This window comes from Azospirillum sp. TSO5 (assembly GCF_003116065.1).
GTDB lineage: Bacteria > Pseudomonadota > Alphaproteobacteria > Azospirillales > Azospirillaceae > Azospirillum.
The window spans coordinates 26,213-51,435 of sequence record NZ_LGQY01000019.1 but is presented as its reverse complement, the minus strand read 5'-3'; the positions used below and the strand labels follow the sequence as shown (position 1 = coordinate 51,435).

The 25,223-nt window shown below is 64.1% G+C and carries 21 protein-coding genes; 1 reads left to right on the top strand and 20 read right to left on the bottom strand.

The annotated features are described in order from the left end of the window. Positions 1 to 16: 16 nt before the first annotated feature. The 20 genes from TSO5_RS05340 to TSO5_RS05245 all read right to left on the bottom strand — a co-directional run bounded on the left by TSO5_RS05340 (position 17) and on the right by TSO5_RS05245 (position 21,681). On the bottom strand, positions 17 to 1,954 hold the full coding sequence (locus tag TSO5_RS05340; RefSeq protein WP_109150604.1) for an SPASM domain-containing protein: 1,938 nt from the start codon (positions 1,952 to 1,954) through the stop codon (positions 17 to 19). Next, the gene (locus TSO5_RS05335; protein WP_109150603.1) at positions 1,951 to 3,111 is read right to left on the bottom strand and encodes a class I SAM-dependent methyltransferase; all 1,161 of its coding nucleotides are present in this window, start codon (positions 3,109 to 3,111) and stop codon (positions 1,951 to 1,953) included. Before TSO5_RS05335 ends, TSO5_RS05340 begins: the two co-directional genes overlap by 4 nt. After that, the gene (locus TSO5_RS05330) at positions 3,108 to 4,424 is read right to left on the bottom strand and encodes a hypothetical protein (RefSeq protein WP_109150602.1); all 1,317 of its coding nucleotides are present in this window, start codon (positions 4,422 to 4,424) and stop codon (positions 3,108 to 3,110) included. The genes TSO5_RS05335 and TSO5_RS05330 overlap by 4 nt, the downstream gene beginning before the upstream one ends. Next, positions 4,421 to 5,653, bottom strand: coding sequence for a tetratricopeptide repeat protein (locus TSO5_RS05325; RefSeq protein ID WP_109150601.1), 1,233 nt, complete (start codon positions 5,651 to 5,653; stop codon positions 4,421 to 4,423). Before TSO5_RS05325 ends, TSO5_RS05330 begins: the two co-directional genes overlap by 4 nt. A 254-nt stretch (positions 5,654 to 5,907) precedes the next feature. Beyond that, on the bottom strand, positions 5,908 to 6,639 hold the full coding sequence (locus tag TSO5_RS05320; RefSeq protein WP_199230807.1) for a class I SAM-dependent methyltransferase: 732 nt from the start codon (positions 6,637 to 6,639) through the stop codon (positions 5,908 to 5,910). A 4-nt stretch (positions 6,640 to 6,643) separates the two neighbouring features. Next, positions 6,644 to 8,236: a hypothetical protein gene (locus TSO5_RS05315; protein ID WP_146203685.1), complete on the bottom strand. Its 1,593-nt coding sequence runs from the start codon at positions 8,234 to 8,236 to the stop codon at positions 6,644 to 6,646. 41 nt (positions 8,237 to 8,277) lie between these two features. Further along, positions 8,278 to 9,228 carry a sugar nucleotide-binding protein gene (locus TSO5_RS05310; protein ID WP_109150599.1) on the bottom strand — a complete coding sequence of 317 codons (951 nt, stop codon included), beginning with the start codon at positions 9,226 to 9,228 and terminating at the stop codon, positions 8,278 to 8,280. Beyond that, positions 9,206 to 9,871 (bottom strand): class I SAM-dependent methyltransferase, encoded by a 666-nt coding sequence (locus TSO5_RS05305; RefSeq protein WP_109150598.1) that lies wholly within the window; start codon positions 9,869 to 9,871, stop codon positions 9,206 to 9,208. The genes TSO5_RS05310 and TSO5_RS05305 overlap by 23 nt, the downstream gene beginning before the upstream one ends. Positions 9,872 to 9,881: 10 nt before the next feature. Next, positions 9,882 to 10,283 carry an LIC12192 family sporadic carbohydrate cluster protein gene (locus TSO5_RS05300; RefSeq protein ID WP_109150597.1) on the bottom strand — a complete coding sequence of 134 codons (402 nt, stop codon included), beginning with the start codon at positions 10,281 to 10,283 and terminating at the stop codon, positions 9,882 to 9,884. Continuing rightward, positions 10,276 to 11,136, bottom strand: coding sequence for a sporadic carbohydrate cluster 2OG-Fe(II) oxygenase (locus TSO5_RS05295; RefSeq protein WP_247870600.1), 861 nt, complete (start codon positions 11,134 to 11,136; stop codon positions 10,276 to 10,278). Before TSO5_RS05295 ends, TSO5_RS05300 begins: the two co-directional genes overlap by 8 nt. Beyond that, positions 11,133 to 12,062, bottom strand: a complete 930-nt coding sequence (locus TSO5_RS05290) for a transketolase C-terminal domain-containing protein (protein ID WP_109150595.1) — start codon at positions 12,060 to 12,062, stop codon at positions 11,133 to 11,135. The genes TSO5_RS05295 and TSO5_RS05290 overlap by 4 nt, the downstream gene beginning before the upstream one ends. Next, the gene (locus TSO5_RS05285; RefSeq protein WP_109150594.1) at positions 12,062 to 12,865 is read right to left on the bottom strand and encodes a transketolase; all 804 of its coding nucleotides are present in this window, start codon (positions 12,863 to 12,865) and stop codon (positions 12,062 to 12,064) included. The genes TSO5_RS05290 and TSO5_RS05285 overlap by 1 nt, the downstream gene beginning before the upstream one ends. After that, a complete protein-coding gene (locus TSO5_RS05280) occupies positions 12,829 to 13,851 on the bottom strand; it encodes a phosphotransferase (RefSeq protein WP_158282360.1) in 1,023 nt (340 codons plus the stop codon). The genes TSO5_RS05285 and TSO5_RS05280 overlap by 37 nt, the downstream gene beginning before the upstream one ends. A gap of 97 nt (positions 13,852 to 13,948) precedes the next feature. Beyond that, positions 13,949 to 14,581, bottom strand: a complete 633-nt coding sequence (locus tag TSO5_RS05275) for a hypothetical protein (protein ID WP_109150592.1) — start codon at positions 14,579 to 14,581, stop codon at positions 13,949 to 13,951. Then, positions 14,578 to 15,570 carry an NAD-dependent epimerase/dehydratase family protein gene (locus TSO5_RS05270; protein ID WP_109150591.1) on the bottom strand — a complete coding sequence of 331 codons (993 nt, stop codon included), beginning with the start codon at positions 15,568 to 15,570 and terminating at the stop codon, positions 14,578 to 14,580. Before TSO5_RS05270 ends, TSO5_RS05275 begins: the two co-directional genes overlap by 4 nt. A gap of 3 nt (positions 15,571 to 15,573) precedes the next feature. Continuing rightward, the gene (locus TSO5_RS05265; protein ID WP_247870599.1) at positions 15,574 to 16,212 is read right to left on the bottom strand and encodes an SIS domain-containing protein; all 639 of its coding nucleotides are present in this window, start codon (positions 16,210 to 16,212) and stop codon (positions 15,574 to 15,576) included. Beyond that, positions 16,209 to 17,777 carry a PfkB family carbohydrate kinase gene (locus tag TSO5_RS05260; protein WP_109150655.1) on the bottom strand — a complete coding sequence of 523 codons (1,569 nt, stop codon included), beginning with the start codon at positions 17,775 to 17,777 and terminating at the stop codon, positions 16,209 to 16,211. Before TSO5_RS05260 ends, TSO5_RS05265 begins: the two co-directional genes overlap by 4 nt. 28 nt (positions 17,778 to 17,805) lie before the next feature. Continuing rightward, complete coding sequence (locus TSO5_RS05255; protein ID WP_109150590.1) at positions 17,806 to 18,801, bottom strand: SDR family oxidoreductase; 996 nt, start codon at positions 18,799 to 18,801, stop codon at positions 17,806 to 17,808. 340 nt (positions 18,802 to 19,141) lie between these two features. Beyond that, positions 19,142 to 20,104 (bottom strand): hypothetical protein, encoded by a 963-nt coding sequence (locus tag TSO5_RS05250; RefSeq protein WP_109150589.1) that lies wholly within the window; start codon positions 20,102 to 20,104, stop codon positions 19,142 to 19,144. Then, positions 20,101 to 21,681, bottom strand: a complete 1,581-nt coding sequence (locus tag TSO5_RS05245) for a radical SAM protein (RefSeq protein WP_109150588.1) — start codon at positions 21,679 to 21,681, stop codon at positions 20,101 to 20,103. Before TSO5_RS05245 ends, TSO5_RS05250 begins: the two co-directional genes overlap by 4 nt. 530 nt (positions 21,682 to 22,211) lie before the next feature. Between TSO5_RS05245 and TSO5_RS05240 the strand changes: the two genes are divergently transcribed. Next, on the top strand, positions 22,212 to 25,208 hold the full coding sequence (locus TSO5_RS05240) for a twitch domain-containing radical SAM protein (RefSeq protein WP_109150587.1): 2,997 nt from the start codon (positions 22,212 to 22,214) through the stop codon (positions 25,206 to 25,208). Positions 25,209 to 25,223 lie beyond the last annotated feature (15 nt).

The window sequence follows — 25,223 nt, the reverse complement described above, 5'->3', positions numbered from 1 at the left end:
TGATGGGGTAGAAAAATCAGAAATTCGCCAGATCAATGTCGAAGCGAACGCGCGGATCGTGAACGGCAGGGTGCCGGAGGACGGCGCGAAAGTCGTCATGGTCGGGGTGGCCGGGGAGATGGACGGCTCTCTCAAGATAGTCCCGAATGGAAAATACAATATTCTCCAGCTTTTCGAAATTAACGTAATCGCAACCCAACGAAAAGCACCAGGATATGAAATCCGGAATTTCACGGAAATTATCGACTTGGTAGGTAAAGGACGTATCGAATTCCCTGATCTTGCCGTCACGGCGCAGTTTCGCGATGAAATCCATATTGGCTCGGAAAACATTCCACCGAGCGCCACGCCGCAGCTTCTCGAAGTTCTTTTGCGTTGCCGCGTCGGTCGAAACCCGGACATAGCCGATCATCGGCTGGACGTCCGGGAAAGAGGCCCACTGCCGCTCATCGAACAGCGTGCCGTTGGTGATGATGTTCACCTCAAGATGGGGGAAATCTTTCGGGTTCAGCCGGGACAACAGTCTGCGCGCGACCTTGCTGACGAACAGTTCCCCGGCGGTATCCAGTTGCAAGCGCGAGGCCTTGGACAGCAAAGGCAGAATGACCTCGTCGACGGCACGCAGCTTGCGCTCCCGCTCTTCCCGCCCTTCGACCTGAACCGTCGTTCGGCATGACGGGCAAGACAGATTGCAGCTCTGGTCAATGGCGAACACCATGCTGTGGACCCGGTCGACCGTGACGCGGCCGGTCGCCATCGCGGCCAGGACCTCGGGGTCGACCACCTCGTCGCGCTTCTCCAGGGTTCCCGAGGCGATCGCCCCGCATTTGACCGCATCACAGTATTTGAAGCTGCCATCCAGCATGGACCGGCGAATGTCCTGCACGACAGGGGAATTCAAGACGCTGTCGGCTTCCTGGGCCAACACATTGCCAATCGCGGTCGGCAGCCAATGACCGCAGCAGACCAGGACTGCGCCATCGGCCTGGATGTCGAAGCGTTGAAAAGGAAGCAGGCACATGCGGCGGGAGAAATAGCCGTTGTCGTCGCCGACCAAGCGGGCCAGCTGCGGCGGAACGGGTTCGCCCGCGCGGGCGAGCCCGATGGCGTGCTGCGTGTTGCGCAGCCAGTGATGCATGCCGGAAGGGCAGGAATGGGATACCCGCACGGCCTCCAGCCGGCGCTCCGCCAGATCGAAGCGGCCGGCTTTGGCATCGTGGCGCGCCAAGGCCAAAGCGGCGGCATAAGCCAGCAGATTGGCGTTGGCCGGAGCCGCGGCGACGAGGCCGGCCAGTTCCTCCGCCTTGCCGGCCGCCCCGGCCGCGGGGGCTGGCGATGCCGGGGCGTCCGTTACGTTCACCACCCATGGCGGGTCCGGATCGTCGAGCGCCAAATCTTCGAGTGAGGGTGGTGGCTCAGGCCGCAACCGCAGCGCTGCGCCGTCGTCTTCCAGCCACCGGTAGAAGGCGTCGGCGGCGTGGTACAGATCACCGTTCCGAGCCTGCCTCAGCCCATCCAGAAGCGGATGCCCGGCAGGGGGCTCCGGCGCGGAACAGTCTTGCCGAATGTCGATGGGAGCGCTCTCGCGCCGCCATCCCGCCTTGCGGCCCTGCAGATGCACAATGAGCGGATGGGCGTTATGGACCTTGGCGAAACGGAAGACCGGCAGGGATTCGGCGATGTCCGCCCAGAACTGGCTGGCTAGGACCAGATGCATGCCCGGCCGATCCGCCGTCGCCAGATGCCCGGGCGGAAACACCGGATAGCCGGCGACCGGCCCCCGTGGATTGCCGTCGATGAAGCCGAGGATGCGGACGGGAAGGTGGGCCAGTTCTCCGGCAACCAGCCGTCCACCTTCCCCGGCACCATAGATGAACAACTCGGCCCCGGCAGGCAGGGTGGCTGCATCGTAGGCGCCGAAATATCGGGCCACCTGTTCCTGCGCATGTCTCATGCGATCCGTCCAGTCAGCTTTGACCGCCGCATCATTGCCAGATACTGCTGTCCCCTGCCGAACAGGGTACGGAACGACCCGAAATCCGCATCGTCCTTCCCGGCCAGCATCGCCTGCATGCCGGCATGGTAATCGTCGAGCGACTGCCGCGTCGCCGTGCAAACGTCGGGCAGCATGTCACGCAAACCCCGAAGCTCGGTCAGGAAAGCGGGAATTCCCGCCAGCCCGTCCCCTTCCAGCAGATCGACGTGCAGTTCCCACAAGGACTGACAGCGTGCTTCGATGGCCCTGCCCAATGCCGGGGATGTCAGCACAGGGTCGCACCGGTAATCGAGGAAGCTGACGGCGAACCGGTCGATCTGATCGAGGGCGTACCGGTTCCGGCTCTGGGTCGATTCCGGTATCGATTTGTACCAACGCCAGTCGGTGAGGAAGGCCGGTGACGTTCCAAGGACGTCGAACTCGTCGTCCAGGGCCGCGATGGCGCTGGACAGGGAAAAGAAGCCGGTCTTCGTGCAGGGATGAATGATCTGGTCCAGAACCCAATCGGTGTGGAGCCGGCTCATTCCAGGCAGGGAATGCAGATCTGGCGCGAAGAACTCAGCCAGCCTGCGCACCAGATCGTCCAGGGCGGCGGCAGGTTTCCGGAACACCGGCAGCATGACGCGGCGGCAGGTTTCCGCAAGCAGGGATGTGCAATTCGTCGTGGTAACGACGACCACCCCGTCATCGTCGCAATGGGATGCGACCATGCGCAGAAAGCCTGTTTGATCGTTCTGGGCCGGCAACAGCCCTTCACACAGCACGACGTCGAAGCGCCGGGGATCGGTCCATTCCGTCAGGTCGGAGTGGATCACCTCCAGGTCGGGCGGCAACAGCCCCTCGGCCTGCTTGACCTTGAGCGCAGCGACCGATTGCGGGTGCCCGTCCATCAGAGCGTAGGATGACGGCCCAAGCGCGGCGGTATAAAGGGCGTTGTCGCCGGTCCCCGGGCCGATTTCCAGCACCCGCCGCCCACGGATCATGGCCGGCCACAATCCGATCTGCCGGTACAGCGCTTCGCGGCGCCGGTAATGGGCGTGCATGTCGCTGAGGTTCTGATGCACCGGGATGATGCCGTGCTTCCCATAGAAGTCGAGATAGGGGCGTGTGCTCATGACGGACTCCTGGGCGGCGGAAGCGGGGCTGGCATATCGGAAACCGGCAGGACCGCCAAGCCGTCGCCGACCATGATGGCCTGGCGGTCCTGCCCGGCATCATAGGGTCGCAGCAGCAGGCCGGTCAGCCGGTCGACGAGGGCCGCCGGCGCAAGGCCTTCGAAACCGGCGAGCCAGGAATCGGGCGGCAGCAGAAATGTCGCTGCCTTGGGAAGCATCGATCTCCGCAAGGCCGCCGCGTCGCGCAGCACCCGTCCCAGCAGCCGGGCGGCCACGACACGGCCGTCGTCGCGCAGCCAGCCGTGCAGGCCGTGCAGGCGCACCGTGGCATCGACCGCGGCATGCACGCGGGCCGTATGGCGCTCCATCCGTTTCCAGCGCCGCTCCGGAACGGGTTCGGCCTGGATACGGATGGCCCGGCCGAAGCAGGCCCGCTGATAGGCGCTGGTGTTGGCCGAGGCCCAGGTGGCGACGAGAGGCAGGGTGAGCGGATGGGGATTGGGATCGATGACGTGGAACTGGGTGCTGACCTCCAGCACGAAGAATTCATTGGTGTCCGTAATGAAATCGAGCGTGTCGGGGTCGGGAAAGGCGCGGTCGATATAGTGCATGTCCACCGAACGCTCCGCCTCCACGGAATCCTGCCCCGGTGCCACGGTGAAGGGCTGGTGGAAGAAGGCGCGCCGCAGCAAGGCCTGCGGGCCGACGCGCCAGCTGATGTGGTGAGGCCAGATCGTCGCCGTTTCCGGTCCCCACACCCGCGCCATGTCATGGACATGCATGTGTTCGAGAGCGATGCGGACCAGTGCCGGCGGCGACACCGTGATGCAGCCCTCCGCCACCCGCCGGAACGGCTCCAGCGCCGGCATGACCCGTTCCGCCACCGTCCGAATGGCCGGAAACACGCAGCAGCGCGCACCCGCCTCCGAGCGCCGGGCCAGATGGACCAGGGCGCCATCGGCCCAGACGTGATCAGGCTGGTCGAACAGCCATATCGCGCCATGGGTGCGGCAATCCCGCAGGATGCGGTTGTGGATGGTGTTCATGCGACGGATCACGGCGCCATAGCCGGTTGCTCCGCCATTGTCGATGTCTTCAAAGCGAGTGGGCACCACCCGGGCCAACCGGCCGTAGGCGGGATGCGCCGCGATGACGGCCGCGTCGGCGCGCGTGGTGTAGATCACATGTTCGATATCGTGGGCGGCGGCGACCGCCGGCAGATTGCCCTCCGCCAGCAGTGACGGCAGATTGTAATCCAGCATGGTGCGAACATAGGTCTCGCCCCACACGCATTTGGCCAGCATGAATTTCACGGTGTCCCTTCCCCCGCCAGCATTTCGGCCAGGACCCGCCGCCAAGCGTAGCTGAACACCGTTCCCCGTCGCCATTCGTTTGTGTCCACGGGCAGTTCGGCGCTCTTGGCCTTGAAGTGCTTCAGGCTGGGCGGCAGGTCCGACAGGAACAGCGTGTCGCGAAGATGGACGGTCAAATCTGCCCGGCGATCCTGCCGCAGTTGGATGACACCCAGGTTGATGGTGGCGTTGCGCTGCGTCGGGTCGATCGTCAGGGCACGGGAAAAGGCGGCGTCGGCGTCGGCAAGCTCATCGAGACTGGCGCACAGGTGCCCCATATCGTTCCAGGCTTCCGCCGTTCCGTCGCCGGCAATGACGGTCGCCAGATGATCGCGGGCCTGCGCAGCCAGGGAAGCCGCCGCTCCGGCCGGATCGAGGCCGTCCGGCGAGGCCGCCCGCCGACTTCCGCGCGCCATGAACCTTGCCAGCCGGCCGCGGATGGTGGCATCGCGTGCCATCATGGTCAGGGCATAGCCGGCGATGGAATGGGCCACGCCATGGGCGGCCGCCCACCGGCGATCGTCCAATTCCAGTACCGAGCGGGCCAGGTCCAATGCCTTCACGACTTTGTCGTCGTTCAACGCGATGGTCGCGGCGACTAGCCGCGACGGGGTGGGGTCGGCAAGCTCGTCGGGCAGCGCGGACCATACGGCGGCGATGTCGCCGACCCGCCCGGCACGCAGGCAGGCTCCGGCGAAGTCGTAAGCCGTCATGAGGTCGTCGGGTGCCGCCGCCGCCGCCCGGCGCAGGCAGGCACGGGCGGCGGCGGCGTATCCCCGCGCCGCCGTGACCCGCCAGCCCAGCCGCCAGTAAAGGCCGGGGGCCAAGCAGCCGGATGGTTGGGCGCCGGCCACGATGTCCTCCACGACGCTTTCCGCGCTTCCATCCAGAAGGGCCCGGATGAGCGGATCGGCCGCCGCAGGGGTCCCCGCCCATATCCTGTCCAGGGGGACATCGACCGGGTGCGTGGCCGCCAGTCCCAGCCAGGCGGCGCTGCAACCGGGATCGGCCGCCACGAAGGATTGGAACAGTTCGGCAGCGCGATCCGTTGCCCCCATCTCCAGCCACGTCGCCGCGAGCGGTAGAACGGCTTCCGCCGCCCCTCCGCCGGTGCGGCTGGCGATGGCATTCAGCAGGGCGGCGGCAGCCGCGGCCCATCCGTGCCGGGTCAGCGCGCATGCCGCGCGCAAGGCCGCCGGGACGTCCTGTACCGCCGGGCTTGCCCGCCATACCGCCAAAGCCTCATCGCAACGTCCTGCGTGGAACAGGACTTGCGCGCGCGGGGGCAAGCGGCCCGCAGGCATGTGCCCCGCATCTTCCCCGATGCTTTCAGCCATCAGCCAGTCTCACTGCAGGTCGTGCGCTTCGCCCACCGTTCCATGTCATGATCGACCGGAGCAGGACAGGGGCGGCAGCTTGATGGAGTGGCGCTGTCGCGCCCGGGTCAGGCGCCACTCCCATCGAAAGCCGTCCGTTTCGTACAGCCGATCGCGAGCAAGTAATGCGCCATCGGGAAGAATCCCGTATGGACGACTTCATCGTTCATCGAGAACATGAACACATTGTGAAAATGGCGCAGCATCGTCGTCCGCAGACCTTCCCCGGTCTTGCAGTTGACATGGCCCGCTTTGCTTTGAGGGGAGGCGTAGGCCTGCGATTCCAGGGACGGCATGCCGATGATCGCGACGCCATGCTCGGTCAGGGAGGCCGTGATGTTGGCAAGAACGCGGTCCTCCATGTCGGCCTCGATGTGCTCCAGAACGTCGAGCGCATAGGCGGCGTCGAACAGGCCGTCCAGGGGGCCGGCGATGATGTCGTGCTCCCGCGCTTCGAAGGCCCAGGGAGGCTCCATCCGCGCCTTGGCGTCGGCGATGAAGGCCGCGTCGAAATCGGTGACGGTCAGGTCGTCGACTTCCTGCCGGACAAGGCGTGAACAGAAGGCGTCACCGCAGCCGTATTCCACGACCTTGGAGCGTCCGGCGAGCATCTTGGCGACGAACTTGTAGCGCGCCAGCGTGAAAACCAGCCGCTTTGGGTCGTGATGCCAGACATGATTGTTCATGATCCCGAAGCGGGCCAAGCCGCTGCGGTCGGCAAGCTCGAACAATTCCTGGTTCACCGGGTCGCGGGCGACCGTCTTGTCCGAACCGGAAATCCTGTTCTGTCCGTTCGTCACGTCGTTACACTCCGCGTTCCAGCCCGCGTCCGATCACGGCAGCGATGTCGATCATGGCGGCAGCGTTCACTGCCAGAAGATGGGACCGCAGCCGTCGCGCGCCTGCGGCCAGAGCGGTATGGTCGGCGTTGCGGATCGTGTCAATCACCGTGCCGGATTCCAGCCGTTCGATGACCAGCCCCGCCCCATACTCCCGCGTCAGATCGCCCATGGCACCCCAGCTTGCGTCAAGGAGCACCGGCAGTCCCGCGCTCAGATACCCGGTCCATCGGTTGCAGATCCCGACCTGCCGGTCGGGATGCACGGTCCGTTGGTCGTTGCACAGCCAGCCGAAGCGATAGCTTCCCAGGATGTCCATCAGTTCGGAATAGCTCAGGCGACGGTGATAAGCCAGGGGCGGCTTTTCGTAATCGCGCAGATAATCGGCAAAAATGGCGTCACCTTCGGCGCCGTTGTGGGCGGCATTGAAGATATCGGCGGTCAAGCCTCCATCGCGGCAAACATCTTCCAGAAGCGGCATGAAATTGTAGCCGACGGGGAAGCTGCGCAGGAAGGAGCGGGACGGCAGAAAGCCGGCATAGACCAGATCAGCGCGCGGCGGCCCCGGACGGTCTGGCGGCCCCTCCACCATCTGTGGGAAGACCAGCCGGTAGGGCGCCCGGCAGCGGTCCTGAACACGGTGCCATTGCGCGCCGCCGCGCTTGGAAATCACGAGGTCGAGTGTCTGGCCGGCGATCAGTTCTGCCCGCCGCAGCCAATCCATGGACACGGCGTTCAGACCGAACAGGTTGGCCAGATCCGCGTCAGGCCACAGGGTCGCATAGTCGTAGAATTCCTGGACGACCGTCGTCCGAGGCAGCCACCGCTTGATCAGCATGCCCAGATAATTCTTGAACAGCATGCTGCGCACATAGACGACCCGCGGTCTCCTGCGCAGCAGGGCCGCCCGCAACGCGTCGAGCGATTCACGCAGATCGACGGTCTCATAAAGCCCGTTGCGGTCGAGTTCGTTTGCCGACCGTCCCATGAACAGCTGAATGGTTCGGTCTGGAGGCAGCCAGTCGGCCAGTTGCCGGTCATGGATGATCGGCGAGTTGCAGTTCACGATCGCCGCATCGCCGGAGTGGCGGCAGGCCTCTTCAACCAACCGTTCCACCGTCGGAGCGATAAAGGCGCGGTAGCGTGGGTCGGCGTGGAGCGCAACGATCCGGTCGGCCGCGAAACCGACTTTAACCAGGGTGGCGGCCATCTCCATTTCATAGGCGTTGTGGGCGAGCAGCACGTAATCATGCTGGCGGTCCAGCGCCTCGGCGGCCGACAGGACGGGAAACCCGCAGAAGGTCGCGATGTCGCCAGCCCGGCGGTCGATGATGCCGGCCACCCTGATGCCGTCGGGCAAATGGCCGAGCAACGCCTGCGTCAAGGTACCGGCTCCGTAGAGCAGCACTCGGCCGGCGGGGAGTTCGCGGCAGAACAGCCCCAGCAACTCCGGAATACGCGGCGCTCCATGCCAGCGGAGGAACTGGCCTGCCAGTTCCCCGGCCCCGGCCATGACCGCTTCGGTACTCGGCAGCCCCGCCGCCGTCCAGGCGTCCATGATCGGGTCGGAGGAGGCATTCGGATTCGGCATCGGAATTCTCAGGTCATCAGGGGAGCGAGGCAGGCATCGAGTGCCGCGAAGGGATCGACCGGCTTGATGCCCAACTCCCGAAACGCGCGGCTTCCGTCCAGGATCGTATGCGGCGGCGGCTGTTCCTTGAGAAAGCCGGCCGCCACGCTGTCGACCGCCCGCACCAGCCTGGCCGGAGCCCCGACCCGCCGGGCGACATGCAGGGCGGCGTCGACATAGGAGATCTCGCGGGCGGCAGCCAGCTGGACGATCCCAGGCAGCCGGTGCGCGGCCATCGCGCGCATGGCATCGACCACCTGGGCCACCGGCAGAGGAGCCAGCGCCATGTCCCGGGCGGCAGAGATCTCCTGCCCGGACCGCAGCCGGCCGACCCACGAGGCGAACAGCGCCATCCCCGGCTCGACCACCTTCGATAGCCTCAGAACGCCGGGGGCAACAGCTTGGGGGTCGTCGGCGAGCGCGAGGATGCGACGCTCCGCGGCCGCCTTGGTGACGCCATAGACGTTGGCCGGCGTGGTGGGATCATCGGGATGCGGCGCGGCCCGCCGGCCGTCGAACACCTGATTGGTCGACAGCAGCAGGACGTAGCAACCCCGCGCCGCCAGATCGGCCGCCAGCCTGGCGGTCTGGATGGCGTTGACGCGCATGGCGCGATCGGGATCGGCGTAGCAGTCGTCGAGCCGGGCCATCGCCGCGCACAGATAGGCCGACGCGAAGGGGCGGGTCGGCAGATCGCCCCATTCCCCGGCCTCCAGATCGGCGTAGAGCCGCCGCCCTTCCACATCGGCACGGCGGCGGGTGGTCGCGAAGGGCGTTTCCCCGGCGGCATCAAGCGCGGCGATCAGCGCGCGTCCGATCATGCTGTCGCCGCCCACCACCAGTGAGGGGGCGGCCCGTGAAGGATCGGCCGGCTGGACGAGGCGCGAGCCCGTCGCGTCACTCGAAGAAGATGAAGCCATGATCGCCCGTGTATCCCGCCTGACTGGCGATCCACGCCCAGCTTTCCGGTCCGTGGAACGACAGGCATGTCAATTGCCAGTACAGCAGATTGGCCTTTTCGCGTTCATCGCGGAAGCTCTCGACCATGAAGTATTTCCGGTCACCGGGACAGACCCGCTGCATCTCGCCGAGCGCTGCGAAGACTCCCTCGACCGGCAGGTTGTGGAGGGTGCCGAGGGAGATCACGACATCGAAGGCCCCGTCGCCATAGGGCAGATCACGGCAGTCCCCTGCCTGCAGGAAGGGGCGGACCTCCTCCTTGGCATGGTCGATGGCATATTCCGAGGTGTCCAGGCCGGCGACGATCAGGCCAGGCACCACCTGGGTGAGTTCGTACAGGAGATAGCCCTTGCCGCAGCCGACGTCGAGCAGCCGGTCGCCGGTCCGCAAGCCGTAGTGGGCGGCGATCTTTTCGGCGACGGGACGCCAGCGGCCGTCATAGCGGTACCCGCCATAGCCGTAGCGGCGATCGCCATCCCAGTAATCGGCGCCGAAACGCCGGGCGACCTCGGCGCATTCGGCCTTGTCGTTCTCGACGACCCGCTGGACATAGTTGCGTTTGGTGGAGGCGTGCAGCGATTGGATGAAGTCGATCCTGGCCATGGGTGCCGCCTTATGGATGGGACGCGCGGTGGATGATCGTCTGGACACCCCAGATTTCCTCCAACCGCCGGATGTCGGCTTCGCGGACCAGCGACAGGCCTTCGACGGCGAAATGGAGGCTTGCCTCGGCGTCGAGCACGCGGCGGTACACGGCGTGCCGGCGGTCGGCACGGCGCGGGAGCATGAACAGGCTGTAAGCGATGATCCCTTCCAGGACCGGCAACTCGTCCAGCACCTGCTCCAGCATCATGTGGCAGCCGGGCATCGCATATTCGGTCGCGCTGAGCTTGTAGTGGAGCCCGGCGCGCGCCGCATAGTCGCGGATGACCAGATTCTGCACATGCTGCGGCGCCCGGCTGCCGAAGATCGGGCGGGAGGCGACATAGCCGCGATGGCCTTCGCGCCTACTCATCGAAACCTCCGGGCAATTCATAGTCCATGCCGATCCGGCTCGCGGCGCGCAGGGTGATCGGTTCGAAGAACTCACCCAGCTTCTTATCGGCGTAAGGGGTGAAGACTCCCTTGAAGCGGCAGTTCATCGACCAGCGGGTTTCCGGCTCGGCGTTGTTGCGGTTCCCGTGCGGCAGGTTCTGGTTGAACAGCATGTACTGACCGTAATCGAGCTCCATCCAGAGCAGATCGGGTTCGGCCAGCCGGAAGATTTCCTCGGCGCTCTTGCCCGCGATGGCGTGGAAACGGTCATGCAGGGCCGCCGCGGGGCCGGGCGGCAGCAGGAACATGCTCTTGGTCCGGCGAACGTCGACCAGGGGAATCCAGAGGACCACTTCGAACGGGCTGTCCCCCGACCAGACGTCGGCATGGATCGGCAGGATCGAACTGGTGTCATTTGGCATCTGGATCGATAGGTTGATCCGCCGTTGCATACACAGTTCGTTGCCGACAATGGTTTCGATGGCACGGCGGGCGACGGCGAAATAGGCGGCACGCAGCCAGGGGGTGGCATTGACCCCGGCGATCACCGCCAACCGGAACTCGTTCAGCCGCTCCGACGCCACCCGATCCGCGATGCTTTCCAGGAACTCGCCCTCGTCGGTGGGGGACGGGCAGCCGAGCCAGGCGCAGGCCTGCTCGACCACCAGCCTCCGGATGGCGTCCAGCGCGGCGCGGCTTTCGGCGACGTTGATGACATATCCATCATCGACGAAGCGGTCGGAAAGCCGGCGTTCCTCGGCTGTCAGGAAATCACCGTCGAAGACGTCGAAAGCCGCCGGTCCCCGTCCGTCCATTGTGTCCGGCGCAGTCATGGCGTCGTCTCGCCGAGCCGGCCAAGCACCCGCGCCGCGATCTGGGCAGGCTGCAGGCCGGCCACTTCCAGAAGGTGGTCTTGGCTGCCGTAGCCTTCGGGGAAGGTATCCGGCAGGGCCAGCCGCAGCAGCGGCGGATGCCGGTCCCGCTCGGCCAGCAGTTCGGCGACGGCCGAGCCAAGGCCGCCGATCCGGGAGTGTTCCTCCACCGTCACCACCAGCCGGGCTCCGTCGACGGCAGCCAGCACAGCCGCCTCGTCGAGCGGCTTGACCGTGTGGCAGTGCAAGACCCCGGCGCCGACGCCGGCGGCGGCCAACCGATCGGCCGCCGCCAGGGCGCGGCCGCTCATCGCTCCGGTGGAGATCAGGGCGACTTCCCCGGCCGGCCGCATCACGATGGCGCGGCCGATGGCGAAATCCGCATCGGGGCGCGAGACGACGGGATCGCCACCCTTCGCCATCCGGATGTAGAGCGGTCCCGGCCAATCGAGCGAGGCGTTCATCACCCGCCGCATCTCCTCGGCGTCGCAGGGGGCGACGATCGCCATGTTGGGCAGGGCGCGCAGGAGCGCCATATCCTCGAACGCCAGATGGGTTGGGCCGAGCGGGGCGTAGACCAGCCCACCGCCGTTGGCCAGAAGCCGAACCGGCAGGTTTTCCATGCAGACGTCGATGGCGATCTGGTCGAAACAGCGCCGCGTCAGGAAGGTGGCGATGGTGTTCACATAAGGGACATAGCCCTCCATCGCCAGACCGGCGGCCATACCGATCACATGCTGTTCGCTGACCCCCTCCATGAAGAAGCGCTCGGGCATGTCCGCCTGCATCGACTTCAGCAGGCCGGGGGAAAGGTCGGAACCGATGAACACCACGCGCTCGTCGCGCCGGGCGAGTTCATCGACCATGTTGATGGCGGTCTGACGCATTAGGCACGCTCCAGCGCTTCGCGCATATTGGCCACGTCGGCGGGGCCGATCTTGGCTTTGTGATGCCAGGATGGGTTATGCTCGGCGAAGTCCAGGCCCTTGCCCTTGACCGTGTGGCAGATGAGGATCCCGGGTTGACCGGCAGCGAAGGGCAGGGCCGATAGGGAGGTGCGGAGGGCGCCGACGTCGTGCCCGTCGACCTCGCGCACCGCCCAGCCGAAGGCCCGCCACTTGTCGGCCAGCGGTTCGAGGTCGAGCACCTCGCGCACCGGACCGGAAGACTGCAGCTTGTTGTAGTCGACCAGAACATACAGGTTGTCGAGCCGGTGCTTGGCGGCGCTCATTGCCGCTTCCCAGTTCGATCCCTCGTCCAATTCGCCGTCTCCGGTTATGACGAAGACACGGCTCGGCCGGCGTTTCATCCGGGCCGCCAGGGCCAGACCGACACCGATCGACAGGCCATGCCCCAGCGATCCGGTCGACGCCTCGACGCCCGGGATGTGCGCGCGTTCGGGATGGCCGCCGAGCATTGCCCCCGGCGTGCATTGCCGGCGCAACTCCTCGATGGGGAAGAACCCCTTGTCGGCGAGAACGGCGTACAGCGTCAGGCAGCCATGGCCCTTGCTGAGGATGCAGCGGTCGCGGTCGGACCAGTCCGGCCGTCCGGGGTCGACCCGCAGGACATCGTCGTACAAGACGCGGAGAAGCTCGACAAGGGACATGGAGGAGCCGATATGGCCCCGTCCGCCGCCTTCCAGCGCGTCGATCACCAACTGTCTGAGGTGGCGGGACCGGTCGTCCATAAAGGGCTCCATGAGGGTGACTGGAAGGAGGAAAGTGACGGAGGATCGTCTATGGCCGCAAGCTTGGACACGCGTGCCAGAATGCCGCGCGCTTTGGCCAGCTGGGTCGCCTTGGCCTGCTGCCAGTCGAGATCGCTGCCGCCGGCGGCCAGGCGGCGGAGCCAGCGTTCGGGCAGGAATTCGTTGAGGACGATCAGGCACCAGCGCAGGCCGAACAGCGGGATCTGCGCCGACAGGCGAACGGCGAAGGAGGGATCCTGGCCGAACAACGCCACCGTTCCGGCCAGCCAGGCGCACACCTGATCGGGGGACAGCGTCATGCCCGGATGCCAGGGAAGGTCGGCGGTCAGCTTGACCGGATCGTCCCAGCCGAAATACTCGAAGTCCACGAAGACCAGCCGGCCGTCCGGACGCCGCACGGCATTGTGAAACCCGAAATCCGACGGAGAAAGGACACGGCCGGCCATCGGGATGTCCGCCGACGTATCAAGGCCGGCGTCGGCATACAGCTTGGCCATCCTCATGCCTGCCAGCGTCCGCAGGGGCGCGACCCCCTCCGACAGGAAACCGGTGAGGTCGGGCGCCAAGCTGAGCGCGGCCAGGCGGCTGTCGATTTGCCGCAGCAATTCGGCTCCGGACAGGCAGGCTTCGGTGGCGGTTCCCACCCATCCCGCTGCGCGGGTATCGCCCGCGTGCCGGAGGGCAGCCACGAAGGCAAGGGCCTGGGCGATGCCGTCGGCAGGGGCCGGGTTCGCCGGGCCGCCGTCGATCCATTCGTAAAGCGCCATCCGGCGGCCGCGATCGGTTGCGATGGGCGCCGGCGCGGCGACCGCGCCACCGGCCGCGAGAAAGCGCAACCCATCGAATTCGTTGCCCAGCCGGTCGCCGCGTGCCTCAAGGGGGCCGTAGCATTTCAGCGCAAAGCGGCCCGCCGCGGTGTCCACCCGGTACAGGCGGTTGTTGCCGCCGCCAAGGATCGGCGCCACCGCAAGGACGGTGCCGCCGCACAGACCCGCGGCGATGGCGTAAAGGTCGTCGTCCGCAAACATGCCGGGGTCGGGCGCGGGGAGGGGAGGCATCGCGTCAGGTCTGGGCGAAGAAGGCGTTCGTGATTTCCGCCCAGGATCGGAAGGCCCGGTAGGGTCCGACCGGCAGCGTTCCGGCATCGTGCAGCAGCAGGCAGCGGTCCACCCCGGCGGGGAACAGCGGTTCCAGGAAGACCTCTTCCAGGTCGTCGATGAAATGGGTGCTGCCGGTCGTCACGATCCGCCCGATCTTGGCGGCACGGGTGTCTTCGAAGAAGACGGCGTCGGGGTCGACGCCGCCGCGCAGCGGATCGGTCAGCCCATGCCTGTCGATCCAGGCGCGCGCCGCGGCGCGCAGGTTGACGCCGCCGGGATCGGCCACCGCGAATTCGGTCTTGTGGCTGATGATGGCGGTCGGCATGCCGGAACGGCGGCAGGCGGCCAGGAAGGCGAGCGCCCCTTCAGCCGGCTCGGCCCGCTCCACGCCCGGCCCATACACCCTGCCCTGCAAAGCGGTCCATAGGTCCGCCCCGCCGGGCAGGCTTCGAACATGGGCGCGAATTTCGGGCTTGCCGCCTTGGAAATCGGCGGGAAGCAGCCCGCATTCGCGCCCGACCTCAAGGAAGACCCGATCGTAACGGATTAGGGTGTTGTCGAAGTCGATGCCGATGCGCGGGGCGGAAGGCGTCATCGCAGGTCGACCTGCTGCATCAATTTGATGTTGTAATAGCGCGGATCTGTCATCGGGTCGGGGATCAGCCCGGCGGCGAAGGCGGCCTTCAGGCTTTCGGCGGCGTCGGCGATGGTGTGCTTGGCGCGGAACCCCAACTCGCGCGCCGCCTTCTCGGACGAGATGTGGTAGGAGCGCAGATCGTCGGTCGGCGTCACCTCGATTTTGGTGCCGGCGCCGACCACCGAGCGGACGATCTCCGCAATTTCCATGATCGAATGGTTTTCATACCCGGCATTGTAGATCTTGCCGTCGATCAAGGCGTCGTCATGCTGAAGCGCTTCCAGATAGAAGGCCACCATGTCGTTGATGTGGATGTTCGGCCGCTTCTGGCTGCCGCCGAAGACCTTGATCGTTCCGGCGTTCAGGGCGTGGTTGGTCAGGATGTTGACCGACAGGTCCAGGCGCAGGCGCGGGGCATAGCCGCACACCGTCGCGGGGCGAACCGTCAGCGTGACGAATCCCGGCTCCCGCTCTTCGGCAAGAACCTCCTCGCACATGGCCTTGTACTTGGAATAGTCGGTCAGCGGCAGGAGCGGCAGATCCTCCGTGACGTTCTCTTCCTCCTTGATCCCGTAGACACTGGAGGAGGAGGCGTAGATGAACCGCTTGACCCCGGCGCGCTTGGCGGCCTGCACCAGTGGCCGGAAGGCATCGTAGTTGATCGACCGTCCGAGGTCGGGGTTGAGGTCGAAGCTGGGGTCGTTGGAAATGCAGGCCAGATGGATGACCGCATCGCAGCCCTTGAGCGCCGTCTCGACGGTGGCCGGGTTGCGCAGGTCGCCTTTGATCTCGGTCAGACGCGAACGGTCGGTCAGCCCGGCGAACGGCTCGCCATAAAGGTAGAGATCCAGGACGGTGACGGAATGTCCGGCGTCCAGCAGCGCCGGCACGAGCTTGCTTCCGACGTAACCGGCGCCGCCGGTGACGAGAATGTGCCAAGTGCGCATGGTTCAAGGCTCCGTTCGTTGAATGGCCGGCTCGGCCGCCTCGAGTGCCGGAACGCCCCAGCCCATCGACAGGTCGAGAGCGGCGTGGCACAGGGTCAGATGGAGGATTTCGACGAACCCGTATTGATCGCTCGGCGCATACAGGTTGCCGTCGCCCGTCGCCCGCAGCGGGTTGTCGGGGGTAAAGCCGCTCAGCGTCAGAATGAAGGCGGCACCGATCCGCCGGGCAGCCTCCACGGCGCTCAGGATGTTGGGTGAACGGCCGCTGCTGGAAATGGCGATCAGCACGTCGCCGGGACGTCCGTGCATCTCGATCTGCCGGGCGAAGACGTTCTCATAGCCGAGATCATTTCCCAGGCAGGTCAGAGCCGCGCCGTCGTTGAAGGCGAGTGAGCGCATGCCCCCGTTCTTCGAATAGTCGATGGCCATGTGGCTGGCGATTCCGGCGCTGCCGCCGTTGCCGACGAACATCAGCTTGGCGCCGTCGTCGTGGGCGGCGCGCGCAGAGGCGATGAACCGGCCCAGCACGGTGGCAACGGAAACGACATCCCCTGAACGGTCGGTGGCCTCGACCGCCGCGGCGAGATTGCGCAAGGTGGAATGATAATGGTCGATCCGGTCGTGCATCGTGGTGTCGCTCACTTCAGCATCGCGGTGATGAATTTGACCAGCGGCACCTTCTCGATCGAGCTGCGATGACCGACAATTCCCACCTTCATGGCGCCGACGGCATTGCCGATGAAGCCGATCAGGTCCATGTCGCCCCCGGCGGCGGCCAGCGGCGAGGTCACGGCCAGAAAGGCGTCGCCCGCCCCCACCGTGTCGACGACGGTGTTGGTGAAGGCGGGGATTCGATGGGTGCCGATGGCCGCGTCATAGGAAATGCAACCGTGCTTTCCATGGGTGATGATCAGCCGCGGGCATTGGACCCGGTCGGGCAGGGTCCGGCTGGCGATGATGGCGATGTCGCTGAATTTGTCGGCGACGGCCAGCCGCGCCTCCGGCGCGTCGATGCACACATAGTCGGCCCGCGGGTAGCGGGTGATCAGGTTGTAGCCGAGATTGGCGCTGTTGGTCTGGGTATTGACCGCCAGGAAGCGGGCCCTGGCGCACAGAGTCTCCACCACCGCGTCCGTGATCATCCCGTGGCCGAAGTCGGTGACGATCACCAGGTCATAGTCCCCGGCCACCCGGTCGAGCAGAGCCACCAGCTCGCCTTCCTCGCCAGCGTCGAGCGGCGCATCATCCATGTCGTAGACCTCGAACAGCTTGCGCATATAGCCGGGATCGACGAAACGGGTCTTGCGGGTGGTCGGCTTTCCGCGACGGGTCAGGCCGTGCATGGCGACATTCGGCTTCAGGCTGGCGCGGATCAGCGCCTCCTCGCTGTCGCGCTCGCCAAGACAGGTGATGAAATCGACCTTGGCGCAGAAGGCGGCCAGATGGTTCGCCGCGGCGACGATGCCGCCGGCGAAGACCTCATGGTCACGATACAGCGTGGCGATGATGTTTTCCTTGGGCGCCTTGGCCATCGGCGCGACATAGCGGTATTCGTCGATGATGGCGTCGCCCACCAGAAGAACGCGGTAGCCGTTGATCTTTTCCAGAAGCTGCAGCAGGCGGGGCAGGATATTCCGTTCCCGGGCGTCCTCCAGATAGGCGTGCAGCTCCGAATCATAGACGCCGAGATAGCGGTTGATCAGCTGCGATGAACTGAAGGTGATGTCGTCGGTAAAGACCAGTTGCCCGCCATGGCGTTCGACCGCACGGCGTTCGGCGATGATGCCGCCGGTCACGTCGTCGTCGGCTTTGGCGTAATCCGATCCCTTGACGTAGATGGAGGGACGGATCGCCTCGAGAACGGCGATCGCCGTCGGCTCTTCGCTGACGGCGACGTAATCGACCTGTTCAAGTGCCGCCAGCATCTGCGCGCGCAGATGTTCGGAGAAGACCGGACGCCCCGGGCCCTTGTTGACGAAACGGTCGGCGGTGACGGTGACGATCAGGATGTCGCCGTGGTTCCTGGCTTCCTCCAGATGGCGGACATGGCCCAGATGCAGAAGATCGAACACTCCGTGCGCGAGAACGACCCTGCGCCCGTCCAGGCGGCCGGCCTCGGCGACGCGGGCGACCTCGGCGACCGACCGGATCTTGCCGCGGGATGTCCGACGCGTTGCCAAAGCCTTCTCCAGGTCGACGTTTTCCATGTTCGCTTCCTGGGCCTCGGTCATCGGATCACGCCTTTATGTATTTGAACCAATCGGACGTCGCCTCGGCGATCTGGTCGCTTGTCCATACCGGAGCGTCACGCCAATAGTCCAGATTTTCCAAAAGATTGGCGACGCCGCTCTCGATCGGTACCTTGGCCTGCCAATCCAAATCCTGCCGGATCCTGGTGACGTCGGCGCAGGTGCAGTCGGGCTCCCCGGGGCGCTTGGGAATGTGCTCGACCTGCGAGGCGCCGATCAGTTCCACCAGGCGATTCACGGTGACGGGACTGCCGGTGCCGACATTGTAAACCTCACCGGAACGGTCCGACTCGGCGGCCGCCAGGAAGGCCGCCACCACGTCGGTGACATAGGTGAAGTCGCGCGACTGCTCGCCGTTGCCAACCACCGTCAGAGGCCTTCCGGCCAGCATTTGCGCAAGGAAGACGCCGAACACCGCGCCGTAAGAACCACTAGTGCGCGCGCGCGGGCCGTAGACGTTGAACAACCGCAACGCAACCACAGGCAGGCCGTAGACTTGCGACCAGTGCAGAAGAATTTGTTCTCCGAGATTTTTTGTCAGAGCATAAGGATAGCGCGGGTCGATGGCCGAGCTCTCAGGGGTTGGATAGCGGTCCGGCACCCCGTAGCAGGACGAGGAAGCAGCATAGAGCACCCGGCGGATACCGTTGATCCGCGCGGCTTCGGCAACGGCGTAACAGCCGTTCACGTTGGCGTCGAAGTAGCGTTCGGGATTCTGCACCGACGGGACGATGTCAGCCAGAGCCGCCAGATGGAACACCCGGTCGGCACCCGCCAGAACATCCCGCATCAGAGCGCGGTCGGCCACGTCGCCCTGGACGAAACGAATCTTCGGATTGGCCTTGTGGCGCTCCAGGTTGCTCAGCCGCCCGACCGACAGGTTGTCGACGACCACGACCTCACGACCCGCCTCGATCAAGGCATCGACCAGATGGCTGCCAATGAATCCAGCGCCGCCCGTCACCACATCCAACTGATTCATAGCTCCAATCCGTTCGGTCATTAGAGGTCGCGCTCATATGAATGGCTACCTCTTCAGCTGGAAATAAAAAGTTAATTTTGACTAAGGACGCATATCGGGATTCTTGCCAAGCGTGCGGAATCGACCACGCTTCTTCTCTCGGCCGGTGTCGACACATGGAAGGGGGCGCAAGGCAGGTTTGCGCTCTTCCAGCCGGGGGACGACGCAATCCGGTCGGTCGTCCGTTCCGGGGGAGAGGAGCGTCACTCCGCTACACCACCCCCGCGGGCCACCAGCGCCGATGCCGATGCCCGTATCCACCCTCTATCCCGGATACGGCCACCAGGAAGAGGCGATGTCATCACACCGCTTCGGTGACGTCCTGTGCCGTGAACGGTCTGTCGGAGCCGGTCGCAACGCGGCCGGATCGGGCAGTCAGCGCGGACGCCACCGGCTCGCGCAGGCGATCGAAGTAGATTTCATGGCTAACGGCGTTGGGATGGATGTCCAGCCTCGATACTCGGTAATGGGGATCGGCATCCTGCAGCGGCAAGACTCCATTGATCATTTTCACGCCATGCGCATCGCGCAGATAGGACGGCAGCGTATCCCGATCCGCCGGCAGCAGGTTGATGAAAATCGGCGTGAAACCGTGGGTCTTCGCCAATTCCATGATCACATCGACCAGTCCGCGGGTCACCAGATGAGTGTACGCCGTATCGACTGCAATGTGCGCGGGGTTGACGCCCTGCAACGCACGAACATCCATCGGTACATAGCTGAGCGAAATGCCACCGCCGACCTTGAGATGAGCGCGCGGATAGGACATCCGGGTCAGATATTCGGAGAACTCCACCTGGGTGGTGATCGCCATGATGTTCAGTGGGTTGGCGACGTTGCGGTCCGGATGGCCGAACGGCTGCTCCATGGTGGGCAGATAGGCGAAGATGCAGGCGTCGGGGATATTCCCCTGTTCGATCTGCTCCATCAACTGCACGACGGCGTGGGTTGTCCCGAATCCGGGCTGGGCGAAATTGGTCACCTGAGTCTGGGGGAACGCGGCCTGCAGACGCCATGCATAGGTGTCCTCGTCCGAGATCATCCAGCCGTAGGAAAAGGAACAGCCGAAAACGAAAATGCGGGATCCATCGGCCGCCGGTCCCCGGCGCGTCGCCCGCAACCCCTGGGAATCGCTGGTGACCCGGTAATCCAGTGCCGTCCCGCAAATCGTCACGCCATGGACGACCCTGTCCGTGTCGGGGCTGGTCGTCCATCCCCAAGTCGGGTGGGGATAGGCGGCGACGCCGGCATTCTGCAAAGTCATGGCAATCCCTTTTCAATGCTCTGCCCGGCGGTCAGCACCCCCCGAACGGAATCCTGGAACTCGGCGACCGGCACGATCCGATGGCCGGTGCACCGCGAGCATTCGGGATCGAGGTTCTCGCCGGTCAGCAGGCTGTGCCGCAAACGGCGGTAGGGCGCGTCGTTGCGCACTGCATCGATCCCGGTTTCGCCCGACAATTTCGCCATGGCAATGCCGCGGAAACAGCAGGAGTAAACCTCTCCTTTGGGATCGAAATAGATTTCCGTCCATGGAGACAGACATTGCCGCGTATAGCCGGCCGGCACGTCGTCACTGGCATCGTCGGCGCAGACATATTGCCCTTGAATGCCCTGGCGCCAGGTCTTGGCCTTCGCGGCCTCTGCATCCGTCGCCGCCGGAACGACGGAGGGTAGGGGGTTCGCAAGCGTCATCATGGCAACCCGATGGGCACGCAGCCCGGTATCGATGCCGGCCCTCGACAAAGCCTTCTCGATCTCCTCCTCGTACATCGAGGCGATGAGAATCTGATCGTCCGGCCCGGCTTGGCGCCGATAGGTCTCCAACGACGATATGGGAACCCCGTCCCACTCCCCGTCCCGGGCGCTGTCGATGAAGCCGGCGACTGCGATCGTGGCGGCGGCCAACACCCGGTAAAGACGCCTTCCCGCCTCTCCGGCCCCATAGATGAAGACCGGCCGGTTCGGATCGACGTCGTCGACATGCTCCAGCGAACCGACGGCACGGCCATACTCCGCGCGCTTGAGAACCGCGCGTGCGCGCCTTTCCAGCCGGTCCATGCCGGTGATGGTCAGGTTCACTCCATGGCGCCGGGCCATGCGGCGGGCCTTCTGCACGGCAAGGAACGCAGCCGGGAACAAGGCGTCGGACATATCGGCCACATGCCCGGTGTCGCCGATCCCCGTGCCCTTGAAATAAGCTAGGTCATTGACGTTCACCGTGACGATCCCGCTTGAAATCGCCATGGCCACGAGATCGGGAAGGCCGTTCACGACCCGATCCGTCAGCACCGCAGTCCATATCAGCCGCGGCATCGGCAGATCATGGGCAATGATATGGGCGCGGATGAGATGGGTGTTGTACAGGATGGTCCGAACATCCACCGCCTTGCGGACGCTGCGCAGGATGTCCGCATCGACGCTGTCGATGCTGATTTCGATTTCGCCGAAGCGGCTGACCACCGCAACTTCGTCCGGCGTCATCACCCGGGAAAAGCTGGAAACGAAAACGATGTCGATCCCCTTGCCGAGCAATGGCAGACAATAGCGTTCCCACCCCGGTACCAGCATGGTCTCGCCATAATAACCGATGCTGACTTTGCGGATATCGTGACGATCGATATAATCAAGAATCAGTTTTATCTGGAGATCCGGCGTGTCCGCATGAAACTCATCTGGATGAGTCCCCTGTGGGCAGTAAATACAGCGCAGATTGCAACGGTTGGTAAAGGAGAATGCCAAATGTTGCAAGCTAATAGGATCGCAGAGATCGTCGATATCGACGATTTTCCCAATCTTGCTCTGTGTCAGATAATCCTGATTGGCATTATTCATTGTCATGACGCAGGAAGCTCCGGTCTAAGATAAGCGCAAAGCGGGGAGTGCTCATGGAATTCCCCCAGTAAAATCATGGAGTTAGCTGTGTTCAGATAATGGACCGAAGCTCCCGGTGACAATTTGAACTATTATCCAGCAATGCCGAGACAGCGTCAACTCACTGCGCAGGTACCGGCGGCGCGGCGTCGAAAATCCGGGCATGGGAAAGGAAGCGGTCAGACCATTGCCGACCTGCGGCCACGCCGACGCACGAGACCGGCGTTCCCGTAGTCCCGCCATCTTCCCCCGTCATTTCCAAGAAATGACGGTTCCCAAGAACAGGATGGGGACGGTCGCATTCACGGAATGCATGCCCGGCTATTCTTCGTCATCGCAGAAACGATGCTCGAACGGAAAGCCGACCGATCCGGAGAACGCTGTCTTGTCGCGGGTTGTGCAGTCGCGGGAAAGCCGGGAAGCAGCGATCAATTATTGACGCTTCTATATGATTCAGCGATATTTTCCGGCTCTGTGCTGGGCCGGAACGAGATATCATGAACGATAACGGCGCCCTCTGCGCCCTTCCCTGGGTGCATTTGAACTGTAATCCCGACGGCTCCGTCACGCTATGCTGCCAGTCGGGCTACCACCTGTTGGATGATCGAGGGCTGCCACTCAATATTCAAACCCATTCACTACAGGAAATCTGGTCATCCCAGGCTTATCGCAACATCCGACGCGACATGCTGGCCGGGAAAAAACTTCCCCATTGCGAAGGGTGCTACCGGAACGAAAGCCATGGCTGGGGCAGCGCCAGGTTAGGCATGAACAGCTTGTGGCTGGACACGGCCGAGGCTGCGGCGCGTCCGGACGCCCGGGTGCTCGACCCCGCAGCCCTGAGCGAAGATGCCGGCCCCCCACGCTATTTCGATCTGCGGATCGGCAACATCTGCAATCTGAAATGCGTGAACTGTCGAAGCATTTACAGCTCGCAGATAGAGCGCGACCCTGTGCATTCCCAATGGTCGGACATGCCCTTCGTCCGCCTGCCCCACCGGTTCAGCACTGCGGTGGAGTGGTACGCCTCGGACGACCTCCTGGCCGAAATCATTGAGTTCGGCGCGAATGCGCAGGAAATACAGCTGGCCGGCGGTGAACCGACCGTCAACAAGGTCCTGATCGCCTGGATCGAGCATCTGTGCGCAACCGGCAAGGCACGGGACATCGACATATCGCTGGTCACCAATCTGACCAACGTATCGCCGCATCTGCATGGCATGCTGGCCCAATTCCGCCGGGTCACGCTGAAAATCAGCCTTGATGGCTACGGCGACTGTTACGAATACGTGCGGTTTCCGGGAAAATGGAGGACAATTGAAAAGAACATAGAGAAATTTCTGAATCTTCAAAATATACAAGAAGTCATTATCTTCCCTGTTCTAAACGTCTACAATATGCTCAGGATGACTGAGCTGTTCGCGTGGGCTGAGGATCGCGGTCTTCCCGTAGTGGCGGCACTGGTGCGATCCGTCGACTATGTCGATTGCCGTTTGCTGCCGCCGCAGGCCCGGAAGGAAGCGAAGCGCCGTTTCGACGCCTTTTTCGGAGCCCGGGCCATCGACGGCGTTCTGCCCCCCCGGCTGGTCAATCTCGCCCATGAGATCGATCTGGCCTTCGAGGAGTTGGATGCAACCGACTTCGACGCATCCACCCGGTACCGGTATCTCGCCCGGTTCATGCAGTTTACCAATGATATGGACGCTTCACGCGGCACCGATTTCGCGGTGACCTTTCCCGAAACGCTGGCATTCATGACCGACGCCTACGGCCCCTGGATATCGACGCGGCGCTTTGCGCTTCCTTCGAAACAGGAGGCCGACCAAGCAACGATTCCAAGCATTTCCTGGAAAGATTGGGCGCAGAACTGGAGTCGCCACTCGCGTGTTCCCATAGCGGCCGGCTTTGCCGAAGCCATTCTCGGTGTCGGTCAGGCGATCATCGACCGGAACGCGGCAACGATCGTCACCAACTGGCGCAACGAACGGCCGGACCGAGCCGTCGCCCAACTCGCGGGCCTGTTCGAAACCTTCACCCCGGCGGGAACCGCATGGCTGCGTGAAAACAGCATCGATCTACAATCGTCGGACGGTACCCTGCGCGTGCGCTACTTCGTGCTGCGCCTGCTGATCGAACGAATCCAGTCTTGTGGCCTCGGTCTGGATGAAGCCGCAAGGCTAATCGACGCTTATCTCGACAGCGTCCCGCAATCGCGGGGCGCGCGCTTGGTTCTGGCCGAATTGCTGTTCGACGCAGGGCACGTCGAACCGGCGCTTGCCGCCGTCAAACTCGTGCTGGCGGAGCACTCCATTTTGCTGCTGCCGCAGCAGATCCTGGTTGCCATACTGGCGGCCTCCCGTTCCGACATCTCCGGTCCTGAGGTCGACAGCGCCTTCACCGGCGATCTCAGTGACCGCTTCTGCCCGATTCCCTTCGACGAGATGATGACGGACAGCGAGGGGTATGCCTGGACCTGCTGCCCAAGTTTTCTGCCGGTCCCTATCGGCAAGATCCACGAAGCGTCATGGGACGACATCTGGTCGTCGAACGTGGCGCGCACCTTGCGGGAATCGGTGCTGGACGGATCGTTCAAATATTGCAGCCGGACTCAGTGCCCCCACATCCTGAGTGGTTCTCTGCCGCGCCGGGACGAGGTGACCGATCCCCGGCACCGCCGCATCATCGATACCGGGGATTTCGCCGATGCGATGCCCCGCAAATTCTATTTCTGCCACGATGCCACATGCAATCTGGCCTGTCCGCAGTGCCGGACGGAAATGTACAAGATCAAGCCGGAAAAGGCTGCACAGCTTGAAAGGCTGCTGACGACCCTGGTGGATCCTATCTTGGACCATGCCGGGACCAATTCCTGCACGATTCTTTTGTCTGGAAATGGCGACCCCTTTTCCAGCGAACATTACCTGGAGATTTTGCGGCGCCTTGATCCGGACAAGCACAAGGGGGTGACGCTGCATCTGGTCACCAACGGATTGCTCTTCCGGCACTACTGGAATGAATTGCCCAATATCCATCCTTTTCTGATCAACGGCTATGTCGGTGTCTCCCTGGATGGGGCATCGCCAGACGTCTACGAACAGACCCGGGGGGCAAAATGGTACAAGGCTCTGGAGAACCTGGAATTCCTATCTGAACTTCGCCGCAGCGGGAAAATCGGCGGCGTCGGCATCAATTACGCGGTTCAGGAATGCAACTTCCGCGACATGAGTGTCGTGGTCGAACTGGCGACACGCCTGGGGATCGATACCGTCGGCTTCAACCAACTGCGCAATGAGGGAACCTATTCTTCCGAAGATTACAGGCGCCGTGCGGTTTTCGAGACCGACCATCCACGTTACGAGGAGTTTCTCGACGAGCTGCGGCACCCGATTCTGGCGAATGGCGTGGCGACCTTCGGCAGCCTGACCATCCACGTCGAGCGCGCCCGGTCGCAAGGCCGATGCGATGGCGCATCCCTCCCATCCCCCGCTCTCTAGATCATGGCGCGCAGA